At 57.7% G+C, this 13,611-nt stretch carries 6 protein-coding genes and 4 pseudogenes; all 10 read left to right on the top strand.

Going from position 1 to position 13,611, the window contains the following annotated elements; all coding sequences use genetic code 11:
• The first annotated feature begins 412 nt into the window (after positions 1 to 412).
• Positions 413 to 1,806: pseudogene (locus NKI25_RS28670) on the top strand (aminotransferase).
• 173 nt (positions 1,807 to 1,979) lie between these two features.
• A complete protein-coding gene (locus NKI25_RS28665; RefSeq protein ID WP_353000050.1) occupies positions 1,980 to 3,389 on the top strand; it encodes an aldehyde dehydrogenase family protein in 1,410 nt (469 codons plus the stop codon).
• A gap of 200 nt (positions 3,390 to 3,589) precedes the next feature.
• A pseudogene (locus NKI25_RS28660) lies at positions 3,590 to 4,230 on the top strand (formyltetrahydrofolate deformylase); the annotation flags it as partial.
• 5 nt (positions 4,231 to 4,235) lie between these two features.
• Positions 4,236 to 5,129, top strand: a pseudogene (gene folD / locus NKI25_RS28655) (bifunctional methylenetetrahydrofolate dehydrogenase/methenyltetrahydrofolate cyclohydrolase FolD).
• A gap of 576 nt (positions 5,130 to 5,705) precedes the next feature.
• Complete coding sequence (locus NKI25_RS28650; protein WP_353000048.1) at positions 5,706 to 6,653, top strand: GHMP family kinase ATP-binding protein; 948 nt, start codon at positions 5,706 to 5,708, stop codon at positions 6,651 to 6,653.
• Positions 6,654 to 6,662: 9 nt separating this feature from the next.
• Entirely contained in the window at positions 6,663 to 7,721 is a 1,059-nt protein-coding gene (locus NKI25_RS28645) for a cysteine synthase family protein (RefSeq protein ID WP_353000046.1), read from the top strand.
• Entirely contained in the window at positions 7,718 to 10,420 is a 2,703-nt protein-coding gene (locus NKI25_RS28640; RefSeq protein WP_353000044.1) for a lyase family protein, read from the top strand. The genes NKI25_RS28645 and NKI25_RS28640 overlap by 4 nt, the downstream gene beginning before the upstream one ends.
• A gap of 185 nt (positions 10,421 to 10,605) precedes the next feature.
• Entirely contained in the window at positions 10,606 to 11,991 is a 1,386-nt protein-coding gene (locus tag NKI25_RS28635; protein WP_353000042.1) for a hypothetical protein, read from the top strand.
• 815 nt (positions 11,992 to 12,806) lie between these two features.
• Positions 12,807 to 13,019: a transposase gene (locus NKI25_RS28630; RefSeq protein WP_353000041.1), complete on the top strand. Its 213-nt coding sequence runs from the start codon at positions 12,807 to 12,809 to the stop codon at positions 13,017 to 13,019.
• A 133-nt stretch (positions 13,020 to 13,152) separates the two neighbouring features.
• Positions 13,153 to 13,611 (top strand): annotated as a pseudogene (locus NKI25_RS28625) (hypothetical protein); the annotation flags it as partial.

Here is a 13,611-nt window from a genome sequence, read left to right as displayed (position 1 = left end):
GCGCGCTGACCATCAGCTATCCGACCAAGCATGACTATGATCTCCTGGCAACTGACCTATCTGCGATTGGGCACCCGATCCTTGTAAGCATCGAGACAACCCGGCAACTCCCTTACCGAACCAGGACTGCGATTAGCATGCGCCGTCCATTCGAAGAAGCGCAATCAGCTGTCGATCAAGACCGTCCGTTCAACCACCGTGGGAACATTTGGGTAGCGAACGTGAGCTTTACGCTGCGCACGGAGCAGCGATACATCCTATTGAAGAATTCAGGAGAGCAAACGTGAACGAACCCCCAGCTTTACGGCATCCCGCTGTTGAGGTTGCACTCGACAGACGTCCATTGGTGCCCGCGGATATTGAGCGCATCATCAAGGCCATTGAGGACCGCTTCGATGAGCAGGTCGAGTTTTTGCAGCAGCTGGTGCGTGCTGCCTCCAACAGCGTCCTGCATCCTTTTACGCAGCTTAAGGACTTTGCCACCGGCAAGCTTGGCGAGCTGACGATCGTCGAGACGGGGAAGGGGATCCGCATTCAGGACGCGCATGGCAACAAATTTATTGATGGTTTTGCCGGCCTCTACTGCGTCAATGTCGGCTATGGCCTCACCGAAGTGGCAGAGGCGATCTCGCGTCAGGCCGCCTATCGCCTGGCTTATTATCACTCCTATGCGGCGCACACGACGGATGAACTCGCGATCCTGTCCGATCGCCTCGTGAAGATGGCGCCCGGCAAGATGAACAAGGTGTTCTACGGCATGTCCGGCTCGGACGCCAACGAGACCCAGGCCAAGCTCGTCTGGTATTATACTAATCTTCGCGGCAAGCCGACCAAGAAGAAGATCATCTCCCGTGAACGCGGCTATCACGGCTGCAGCGTCGTCTCCGGCTCGATGAAGGGCATGAGCTTCTATCATGACCACATGGACCTGCCGCTGTCGCAGATCGTCCAAACCGGCGCTGCCCATCATTACTGGGGCGCGCATCCCGGTGAGACCGAATGGGAATTCTCAGCCCGCCGGGCTGCCGAGCTCGATCAGCTGCTAGAACGTCTGGGACCTGACAATGTCGGCGCCTTCATCGGTGAGCCGGTGCTCGGCACCGGTGGCGTTACACCTCCGCCGGAAGGTTACTGGCAAGCGATTCAGGCCGTTCTCGAGAAGCACGATGTGCTGCTGATCGCCGACGAAGTCATTACCGGCTTCGGCCGCACGGGCTCGATGTTTGGCTCGCAGCACTATGGCATCGAGCCCGACCTGATCACGGTCGCAAAGGGCCTGACGTCCGCCTACTTCCCGCTCTCCGGCGCGATCGTTGGCGAGAAGGTCTACAAGATTTTGGAGGATGGCGCTGACAAGGTCCGCGCATTCTCGCACGGCTACACCTACTCAGGTCATCCGATCGGAGCAGCTGCGGCGAATGCGGTTCTCGACATTGTCGAAAAGGAAGACCTCCCTGGCAACGCCCGTGACGTCGGGGCTTTTTTCCAGGCACAGCTGAGGGAGAAGTTCGCGCAGTTGCCGATCGTCGGTGAGGTGCGTGGCGTCGGGCTGATGGACGCCATCGAATTTGTCGCCGATTGCGAGAACCAGAAGCGTTTCGATCCTGCGCTCAAGGTAGGCGCACGCATCTCCAAGGCGGCTCGTGACCGCGGCTTGATCGTCCGCGCCATGCCACATGGCGACATCCTTGGCTTTGCACCTCCGCTCGTCACCACCAGGCTGAGACGGAAGAGATCGTTGCAATCGCCGAAAGCGAGGTCCGCTCCGTCTTGGACGAGCTCGTCCGCGGCGGCCAAAAGATTTGAGCGGTGTCTGAGCGATGGCGGCCGGATTGGTGCCGCCGCGTCTCGACCGGTCAGGTCGTCATCAATCACTGCAACAGGATTTAGAGCAGGGCATGGGTCCTAACCTTTGCCCTGACTAACAAGGGCAGCCATCGCGCAGGATGGTGCATCATCAGGGAAGGGGAAGCTGGCCTATGACCGCTGCTAAACTTCATGTCACGACTAACCTGTCACCTATCTCGATCCATAGCCCGTATGACGGGTCTCTTGTGGGAACGGTCAACGTCACGTACGCAAGCGAGATCGACGAACTTCTCGCGGGTACCCGGCGCGGAGCCAAGCTCTCGCGTAACCTGCCAAGGCACCAGCGTGCGAGCATTCTTGAAGGTGCTGCCCAGATTGTCCAAAGCCGCCGCGACATCTTCGCCGAAACCATCGTCTGCGAAGCCGGCAAAACGATTGTTCAGGCGCGAAAGGAAGTTCTGCGCTGCGTCAATACGCTGAAGCTCTCGGCTGAAGAGGCAAAGCGCAACGCAGGCGAGATCATGCCCTTTGATGCCTATGCGGGATCAGAACAGCGCCAAGGCTGGTTCACGCGGGAGCCGCTCGGCATCATCACCGCCATTACCCCCTACAAGGATCCCCTAAACCTTGTGGCTCATAAGCTCGGTCCCGCGATCGCCGGCGGCAACGCGGTCTTGCTGAAGCCGTCAGAGTTGACCCCGCTTTCGGCGACTAACCTCGTTGAAGCGCTTCGCGAAGCAGGCTTGCCACAGGAGATCATAACAGTTGCGGTTGGTGGTACAGATCTTGGCAAAGCCTTGGTCGCTGCCCGCGATGTCCGCATGGTGTCGTTTACGGGCGGATTTGAGACTGGAGAGGCTATCAGCCGCACGGCAGGACTGAAAAAGCTGGCTATGGAACTCGGCGGCAACGCTCCGGTGGTTGTTATGAATGATTGTGACTTTGACAAAGCGGTCGAAAGCTGCGTATCCGGTGCGTTTTGGGCCGCCGGCCAGAATTGCATCGGCGCCCAGCGCATTTTGGTGCAGGCCGAGCTCTACGAACAGTTTCGCGATGCTTTTATCTCAGCTACAAAAAAGCTGAAGGCAGGCGACCCCTTGAATGAGGACACAGACGTCGGTCCGATGATATCGATGCAGGCAGCGGAACGAACTGAAGCTGCGGTCAATGAAGCCATAGCTGCCGGCGCAAAACTGCTTTGCGGCCATGGGCGTGACGGCTCCCTTTATCGTCCGACGGTGCTGGAAGCCACGCCGACGACCTGCCGTCTGTGGCACGAGGAAGTGTTTGCGCCGGTCGTGATGCTTGCCCCCTTCGATGCGCTTGATGAAGCCATCCAGATGGCCAACGAAGCGGAATACAGCCTGCATGCAGCCATCTTCACCAACAATCTGGCCGACGCGTTTGAGGCAGCAAACAAAATCGAGGCGGGTGGGGTGATGATCAACGACTCGTCAGACTATCGCTTCGATGCCATGCCATTCGGTGGTTTCAAGTACGGAAGCATGGGCGGGGAAGGCGTTCGGTTTGCCTACGAAGAGATGACCCAGCCAAAGGTAGTATGCATAAATCGCGGCTAACCTCCGCGCAAAAGGAACGGCGTGGCATAACGGAGAGATCCCATTTGTAAAAGCAATAGCCGTCGCTTGTTCTCATTACATGCCATTTGTGACAAAAACGACTCCGTATTCCAGAAAACTGAGTATAAAATGACGCACTACGTGCTTACAGTCTCGTGCAAATCGGCTCGCGGTATCGTAGCTGCAATTGCGACTTCCCTTACGATGCCCAGAAGCGCATGAAGGTACTGCTGATGGTCTCGCGCTTCGGCCATTGTCTGAACGACCTGCTCTACCGCTGGAAGATCGGCGCGCTGCCGATCGACATCGCCGGCGTCGTTTCCAACCACTTCGACTACCAGAAAGTTGGTGAACCACGACATCCCTTTCAACCACATCAAGGTGACGAAGGAGAACGAAGCGACAGGCGGAAGCACAGCTGCTCGATCTCGTCGAACAGACCGGCACCGAGCTGATCGTGCTCGCCCGCTACATGCAGGTGCTTTCGGATGCCATGTGCCGGAAAATGTCGGGCCGCATTATCAACATCCACCACCCGTTCCTGCCGAGCTTCAAGGGCGCCAACCCCTACAAGCAGGCCTATGAGCGCGGCGTGAAGCGTGCCACAGCACATTACGTCACCGAAGATCTCGATGAGGGGCTGATTATCGAGCAGGACACGGTGCGGATTACACATTCGCAGTCGGCCGAGGACTAGGTCTCGCTCGGCCGCGATGTAGAAAGCCAGGTTTTGGCACGGGCCATACCTGCGCATATCCATCATCGCACCTTCATAAACGGCAACCGCACCGTGGTGTTTTCAGCAAGCCCCGGAAGCTACGCTTCTGAGCGCATGGGCTGAGCGATTTGACGCATATCATCGATGGCAAACAGGTGGCGGCAGCCGTTATCGGGGCGGTTAGGCAAGCGGCTTCTGATCTCGAGGGAGAAGGGTGTGAAAGCTGGGCTGGCGGGGGGTAATTGTCGGTGATGATCCGGCGAGCCACGCTTATGTCGCCGCCAAGAGCCGCATGGCCAAGGAACGCGGCTTCAACTCTATCCAGCACACACTCCCGGCCGAAACGGCGCAAGGCGAGCTTGCAGGCCTGCTGGCGTCCCCGAACGAGGATGCGTCCATCCATGGCATCTTGGTGCAGCAGCCGCTGCCGAAACAACTGGATGCGGACGCGGCCATCCAGTCGATCAGGCCGGAGAAGGATGTGGATGGCCTTGTGGTCAATGCTGGCAAGCTTGCAACCGGTGACCTGGAAACCGGCCTGATTTTGTGCACGCCGGCCGGGGCCATGCTTTTGGTACGCTCCATCGCTGGCGATGACCTATCGGGTCTGACGGCCATCGTCATCGGCCGCTCCAACCTTTGGTAAGCCGATGATGCAATTGCTGCTCAATGCCAATGCCACGGTGACGATTGACAATTGCGCATGCGCGCGCGAAGAATTTGGCGTTTTTTGGAGCGCGGCGCCGATATTCTGGTGGCTGGGATCCCCCGGCCGGAATGGTGAAGGCTGACTGGGTTAAGCCAGGTGCGACACGGTGACCGATGTCGGCATCAACCGCGTCGACGCCTGGCGCGGGGCGACGGCAAGAGCCGCCTGGTGGGCGATGTCGCCTGCGCGCAAGCCGCCGATGTTGCTGGCGCCGTTACGCCGGTTCCGGGCGGGGTCGGGCCGGATGACGATCGCCATGCTGATCACAAACACAATCACAGCAGCATACCGCTTGGCTTTGCGGCGCTTGTGATGGACGAGCCGGCGCGAAACAAGGCGGCGGAGGCTTGCATCGAGACCGTCGTGGGCGACGCCGTGATCTGGGCGGGTATGACGTCGACTGCCCGGCATCTGTCGCGGGTGATCCGCGATGTACGTGGGGCCCAACGATCGCGCCGGACGGCCAGATACCAGCGTACGCAAAGCAGGATCACTGAATGCTCAAAATGGCGTCCCTTGAACGTCGGACCCGCCGGAATTCGCTGAGACGCTCTATGCGGCGCCGCCGGAAATCAGGCGTGCAACAGATACTACAAGTAATTTCATAGAATCTTTGCATCTGCAAATCGCTTCCAATGGTACGTTCACCCCAAAGTCTGAGGTCAGACAGCTAGGCACCTGGGTACTTGAAGTCCAAAACGAAACACGAGCCGCACTCCAATGATCGAAATCTCATTTCCTAGCAGCAAATCGAATGTCAGCGTACCTGAGGGGAAGCGATATGCCGAACCAGCATTCCACATATTCCATCGACCCTGCAGCAAGCAGGGGGAGCATCACGACTACAGAACTTCTTGAAGCGGCCGCCGATGCAGTTTGGAGGCCATACGTGTGCTACCAGACGTTCGGAGGCACGGCTGAGCCTATCGCCGAGGATGGACAACAGCCAGGAATTCATTCTGGCGAAGGCGAGGCTCTTTGTTGCGGCACATTCGGCGAATTGCTGCAAGGCCAGTTGCCGGTCGGCTCCGTTCCTCGGGACTCTCACTTCTTGGTCACGATGCCCATCGCGCTCTTTGCGCGAGCTCACTTCATGCCGATTGCAGGCACACGATCCGTCACCGTTTATCCGTCACATAAGGTCAAAGCAAAACGACTGGCTGAGAATCTCGTGATTGCGCTCGGCGCCTCAGGAGGAATCCTCCTTTTGCAATCTGAGCTCCCCGAAGGCAAAGGGTTGGCGAGTTCGTCTGCGGATCTTGTTGCGGCTGCACGGTCAATCGCCTGCTGCTTCAAGCGTAGAGTCCGGACATCATTGATCGAGAAGCTGATGGCGGAGATCGAGCCATCCGACGGGGTGATGTACCCAGGAGTGGTCGCATATCAGCAGCGAGCATGTAGCCTTCTCACCTTCGTTGGGCAAATGCCGCCGCTTGCAATCGTTGGAATTGATGAAGGAGGGACGGTCGAAACCGTCGACTTTGATCAACGGCGAGGTGAAATCTCCGCCAGCCACAGAGCAGAATATCAGGAATTACTCGGCCGCGCACGGATCGCAATTCCGCGGCGTGACACGGCCACGATAGGCAAAATAGCTACAGCCAGCGCGCGCCTGCATCAGGAGCGGGCTCCAAAGGAGCACCTGAACTCAATGCTGGAAGCATCCGAGGCCACTGGCGCTCTCGGGGTCATAGTCGCGCACAGCGGCACAATGATTGGAATCCTGCTTGACCGAATGGCGGATGACTTCCCACGGAAGCTTCGGTCCGTGCTCGCCCTTGTATCGCCCTTCGACAACTCGCCAAAAATATATCTGACCATGACTGGCTGCCGATGAGGAAGCAATATGGACACGGTTCGCAAACGCCTGCCTTTCTCCGGCTATTCTGACGCCTATGCTCTCCCCAGCATTATTAGGTGTGAGACAAATCTTCATCTTGCGCAGTTTGCGTTCATGAAGCTTCTCCCTGCGAAGTACATCATTGAGCAAGCGCTGGCTAGAGGGACGTTGACGCACGGCATGAAAATTATCGAGACCTCGAGCGGAACTTTCGCGCTGGGTTTGGCTGTAGTTTGCCGGGAACGTGGATTCCAGCTCGAAATCTTCACAGACCCAGTGATGGACAAAGGCCTGGAAAACAGGTTGCGCTCCTTAGGAGCCGACGTCTTCATAATAACTGAAAAGGCGAAGCAGGGTGGCTATCAAAGAAGCCGCCTCGACGCATTACACGCTAGGATGAGACATTTGGGCCACTCCTGTTTTTGGCCCCGGCAATACGAAACACCGGACAACCCCGCAGCCTATAAGCTCTTCGCCGATCAAATATCGGGGATGCTGGACGCCGACGTAACCTTAGTCGGTTCTGTGGGGTCCGGCGGCTCCACTTGCGGCACGATAGAGCGCCTCCGTCAAAAAGCCTCTGGCGCGCGCCTGATTGGAGTGGACACCTTCAACAGCGTCATATTTGGCCAACAGGATGGCGAACGGAAACTGCGGGGGCTAGGGAACAGTCTTGTCCCCCAGAACGTGAAGCATGAACTGTATGACGAGGTGCATCTCATCTCGGCTCCGCTCGCATTTGCTGCAACGCGAACCCTCCACGAGCGGCACGCTGTTTTCGCCGGACCGACCTCCGGCGCGAGCTATATCGTTGGGCGTTGGCGCGCTCGACAGTATCCAAGAGAGACCGTTGTCGTCATATGCCCTGATGAAGGCCACCGCTACGTCGAAGCTGCATACGACCACGAGTGGCTCAAGCAGAACGGATGCCTAGATGAAGGTGTTCTTCTGGACGCTCCGTCTAGCGAAGAGCATCCCTCGACGGCTCTCCCACCATGGAACCGATATCATTGGAATCGGAGAAACCGGGAAGCTGTCCTAGACGCGCTGGAGAATGCTTCATGATGAACCGAGGTAGCTTCCTTTTCGTGGAAAGCAACACGACGGGCACTGGCGAACTATTGATGAAGCGGGCTCTAGTCCTGGGCTTTGAGCCCTATCTCGTCACGCGCAATCCTGCGCGCTATCCGTTTCTCAAGGACTTCGTCGCTCAAGTGATCGAAGCTGAAACGCGTAGTTCGGATGAACTCATCGGAGTCGCCGCCAAATTAAGAAGGCTGGAAGGAATATATTCATCGTCGGATTATTTTGTGGAAGCAGCGTCACGTGTCGCGACGGCAATGGGGTTACCAGCACCGAATCCGGAGGCTATAGCCACATGCCGGAACAAATGGAAGCAAGCGGCCGCGTTACAGCGACAATCAATTGCGATCCCTGAAACTCGGTTGGCCACATCCGTCAGAGAGGTCGAGAACATTCTCGCCCAAGCTACTCTGCCAGTCGTCGTGAAGCCGGTCTCCGGAAGCGGTAGTAGCGGCGTGCGGTTGTGCGATAGTGCCGCAGCCGCCATCAAGGCGTTTGAGAGTGCAAAGGACGTATTGGTCGATCAAGTGGATCTGGCCAATCCTGACATCCTCATCCAGCAATATATAGAGGGTAAAGAATACTCTGCAGAGATAATTGCGTACGATGGGGCGCTGCATTGCCTTGGAATTCTTGCCAAGCACAAAGGGCCGGCTCCCTGCTTCGTTGAGGTAGGGCACGACTTCCCGGCCCCGCTTCCGGAGCCGTCCCTCAAGGAACTGGCTTCTTTTGCTGCGCGAGCGGTGTCGGCGCTGGGCCTGGAGTTCGGACCGGCTCATGTAGAGTTCGTGACAGCGGAGTCGGGGCCTGTCATCATTGAGGTCAATCCCAGGCTGGCTGGAGGAATGATTCCAGTCATGCTCTCGCACACCTTGGGCACGTCAATCCTTGACATGGTGATTAGACTTTACGCGGGAGAAGGGTTCACGCCTCCAGGCGCGAGCGCAAGGGCAGGAGCCATCCGTTTCGACGTCGTTCATAAATCCGGCAAACTCAAACGCCTGGGCTTTTCTCGAAATCCAGACCCGACAGTGCCCGAGGCGGGCCTTCTGAGGTCTGAGGGGGAGGAAATCCAAATAAATGGCGACTTTAGAGACCGGATAGCCTACGCCATAGGCGTCGCTGATGAACTCAATGCCGCCGCCGCGGCAGCTGAACGGATGATCGATTCCATCGTAATCGATATCGAGGCGGCTACTAGGGAATCGGAAAACAAGCACGTCGGTGGGGCAAGCCAGGGCAAGTGGAACCTACATCCCGAAGCGATGAAGTTGCTCGCTCCGCCAATCGAAATTGCGCGTGACGGTCGCCTTCTGCGGCACCAAGCGTCCATAGACGAAGCACATCTAGTAATGCTCGCAGATCGGGGCTTGGTCAGCCAAGCAGCCGCTGCCGATCTCCTCAAGCACATCTTGGACCTCCAGGACGAGGGCTTTCAGTCTTTGGAGGGCCGCGATGCTCCGCGTGGTGTCTATCTGGCCTATGAGGCCGAACTTGCCGCAAGAGCTGGCCCCGAAAGCGCCGGCTGGCTGCACCTTGCGAGGTCCCGCAACGACTTGAACGCGACCATTTCTCTGCTGGCCCTTCGGGAAGCCGCGTGTTCCGCCTCGCAAGAAATTGGAAATCTACAGGATGCCCTGCTTCAGCGAGCGGAAGAGGCATCGAAACTTGTGGCTCCGCTGTACAGTCAGTACCAGATCGCACTCCCTGGGTCGCCAGGGCACTACCTGCTTGGCGTCTTCTTCGCCCTGGGGCGCGAGCGCCAGCGCCTCCATTCCCTGCTGGAAGACATCAGGAATTGCCCTATGGGGGCGGGTGCGGGCGGAGGCACCAGTATGCAGATAGATCCCTTGAAAACCGCAAGTCTTCTGGGGTTCGAACTGGCATCGTTCAACTCACTTGATGCGGTCGCGAGCCGCGATCATCACCTGCAAGGGCTTTCGCTCTTCGCTGGCGTTTCGATTTTGCTCAGTCGTGTGGCCCAGGACCTGCAGGTTTGGACGACGCGTGAGTTCGCGCTCATCGACATTCCTCACAATCTTGCCGGCGGCTCTTCCATGCTGCCCCAAAAGAAGAACCCATTTCTGCTTGAGCATATCAAGGGGTCGGCCAGCACGGTGATTGGGGCCTACGTTTCTGCGGCAACAGCAGCCTGCAAAGCGCCTTTCAGCAACTCGATCGAAGCGAGCAACTATGGCTGCTCTCCGCTAGGCCCTGCAGAAGATGCCCTGAAACGGGCCATCACCCTCACATCGCTCATCGTGAGGTTCATGTCTTTCAACGTGCGGTCGATGCGTGAAAGTCTGGAAGACGGCTCATCTATGACGGCCGTCGCCGCAGAACGGCTGGCGTCGCGAGGCGTTCCTTTCAGGAAGGCCCACACACTACTTGGCGAGATCGCCAAGCGCCTGTCTCAGGATAGCAGCGTCGCGGAGCGCCGAAGCGAGTTGGCCAGCCAACTCGCTGGCGTGTTGCCGGCGAGTCTTGAAGAGTGCAGGAATGCTCTGCAGTTCGGAGGAGGACCCGGAGAAAGCTCAACCGACGACCAGGTTTCCGTAGCAAAAGCGCTGTTTCGGGACATGCAGCTGAAATGCGCCGAGATATCGGAACGTTGGGCGCTCGCCGAGATGCACCGCAAACAGAGGGTGAAAGAACTCATTGGTAGGCACCAAGCCATTTGAAAGGTGACCGATGGTCCACAAAATGGCCCGGCCACACGATGTAAACGAAGACTAGATTTGTCGCGCTCCGGCGGCGTGCTGACTGGCTGACGGGGTCACTCCCAGAGCTAAATTCGCGCTGTGCCCAAGAATCTGTCCGGTCGAGCAAACTCCAGCTCCATAAACCCCTAGATAAGGAACTGCCCATGACAATTGCGACGGTACCTGCGACCAGCGAGGCGGATGCACGAATAGAGCGCCGACTTCGCAAGCTCGCAACTTCCGGTTCTGCCTCGATCTGGGAGGCTCAAGACGAACTGTCCAGCGAGATTGCGAAGGCGGGCCTGCACTTTGAGGGACGGGCGTATCCCGTATGTCTCCGGCCCCTTGCGATAAACGGTGGTCTGGCAAATCACGTCGGCGCCACTGCTGAGGCCGTGATCAAGCTCCTTGATGTCGCCGCTGAGCTGTATTGCTGCAATGAAGACGTACAAGAGCTATTCCCAGCCTATAAACCTTTGCGGCATTGGATCACCAGTCTCCCAAAACATCGGCCGATTGTAAGAATATGCCGATTGGACGGCCTTTTCGGCAGCGACGGCTATTATAAGATAATTGAAACGAACGCCGAATCGCCAGGCGGCGTTGTTCAGAACGGCCTCGCCGCAAAAATCTGGAGCCGTTTTCCCAACCCGTTGACACACGGTCTGTCACTCGACGTGAGCAAGCAGCCTTTCGCGGAAGATCCGAACTGCTTCGTCCGGGAGCTGGTGTCTACCTATTATGCTGCTACCGGCCGCGAACCCAGAACTGCCGCCGTAGTCAACTTTCGCGGCCGTTATACAAACGAGGTAGATTGGATTTTGAACGGTCTAAGAGACTCTGGCCTCAAGGCAGCGTTGCTAGATGCTAGCGCGATGAAGCGAACACCTCGCGGACTAGTCGGGCCAGACGGCGAGCTCATCGAGCTTGTGTACAATAAACTCGATCCGCGGGACATCGTTGAAGTTAGGGAATGTAGCGACCGTTTAGATGACTACTTGGACGCCTGTGCGGCCCACGAAGTGGTTTCGATAAACCCGTGGGTATCCCAGTGCGTATTGTCTGACAAGGCAATCCTTGCAGTACTAAGCGATGATCTATTCAGCTCGAACTTCAACGCCGAGCAAATCGATCTCATTGCACGCCACGTTCCTTGGACCCGTTTTGTGAGACCGGGAGTAACAACTGATCCCGAACGGCGTCGGATCGAACTAATCGGCTACATCCGGGATAACAAGGCCAATCTTGTTCTGAAGCCCTCTAACGCGACGCGTGGCGAGCATGTCTTGGTTGGAGGTTTCACATCCTCAGAGGTGTGGGAGGAACACATTCACCGGGCCGCCCGCAACCCATACGTTGTTCAAGAGTACGTCAGACCCGGAGAGGTGACGGCTCTGCACCCGCCAAGCCGGTCGATCAAAAAAATGGCGTATGGAATTGACTGTTATGTATTCGGTGGCCGCCTAGCAGGTTTTCAGTCGCGTGCAAGCTTCGATCCTGTGATGAACGTTGGGCGAAGCGGGGTCTTACTACCCGTCGCCATCGACTAAATTTCCAACCTGAGCTTCGCCGAAACGTATCTTTGCGTGAAGAACTGCGGCGTCGAGTCGAAGCTGGCCTAATGGAATTGCCGTAATACTCCGGATTGCCAATGAACGCTTCGAGGAAGGTGAGGTTGGTCGCTACGCCGCGAGTACGGCAATTAGCGCAGCGCTCGGTTAGCCTGTCCGCGACCAGATGCATTGTCACGTCAGCAACCGGCATAATCCCCAGGATTCAAGCGAAGCGCCATTGAGCGGTTTTTTTGAGCATCGTTCTATCATTGGAGCATTAAGGGCGGAGCCGGGCAGTGCTCCGGCCCTTGCTTTCTATATTACGAGATCGAAGGTTATACTGGCCGGCACTTGAGCGCACGGAGCAAGAGCAAATTGTTGATGTGTTCGCGGCTTCTTCACCCGCGACAGACACTTCTCCCACTACGCCTAAGATCTGCTTTTGCGGATGAGGACTGGATTTGGTGAATGACCCCACCGGTCGCGCAGGAGGTTTAGAGTCCCCCGATAGGGGATCAGGAAACCCCACGCCTTTAGGCGGCTGGGATGGCGCGGTATCCAGTGTAGATTGGCCGGATGGAAGCGTACAAGCGTGGCGGCCACACGGTTTGGGACTGCAAGTATCACCTGATCTGAGACCTTTGCACAGAAGCCGATCGATGATTCTGTTATGGTGATTGGAGCAAGCAGATTCGGGATGGCGGATCGTGTTCTGGGTCAGTTGAGTCTGGCGGACGGTCTTGCGGCGTCGGATGAGACGATCTTCGACCTGATCTCGAAGGAACTGGACTGGGCGCCGATCCGAACACTGCTTGGTCAGCCGCAGCGGCCCGGGCTCGGGCAACGCCAGCTATCCGGCGGAACCGCTGGTGCGCTGTCTTTTGCTGGGGGTGTGGCATGGGCTGAGCGATCCGGCACTCGAGGCGCAGATCCGTGACCGGCTGTCGTTTCGCTGCTTCGCCGGCTTCAGTCTTTCGGACTTTCGGACCGCACGCCCGCCATTCGACATTGTGGCGCTTCCGTGAGGAGCTGACGCGCGAGCGGCTGATCGACAAGGTGTTTGAGGAGATCAACCGTCAACTGGAAGAGGTAAGCGACGCCTTGTCACCGATACCGAGCCGGCCGACCGGCTGATCTGCGGCGATGAGAAGGCGGCCTATGGCCGATCAAGCCTACCACACCCATGCCAGGCATGACCGGCTCCCCTTGCTCGGAAGTCGTTCGTTCGTCGGTGACATCGAAGAAGCGGACATCGACCGCGCGGTGAATGTCGATCACGGGCTGCCACTCAGGGAGGCGCTCCGTGGGGCTGGCCTAGCCGGCGTGCCCCGATCTCTGGTGGAACCGGAACGCTACGTTGGCTATCTGGAAGCACACATAGAACAGGGCGACGCGCTGGAAGCCTCAAGCAAGCGGATCGGTGTTGTTACCAGTATCGTAGGAATCTGGCAGTACTCAATCGTCTTCCACGGCATCCAGAACCACGCCGGTACGACACGCATGGCTATCCGAAAGGATGCGGGCGTCGCTGCAGCTACGCTGGCCATGGCCGTTGTCGAGCGCTTTCCTGAAATAGCCGGCCCGCGTTCTGTCTGGACCACAGGCCGCATCACGCTG

The sequence above is a fragment of the Mesorhizobium sp. M0808 genome, assembly GCF_040320025.1.
Classification (GTDB): Bacteria; Pseudomonadota; Alphaproteobacteria; order Rhizobiales; family Rhizobiaceae; genus Mesorhizobium.
This window is presented reverse-complemented; position numbering and strand designations above follow the sequence as displayed.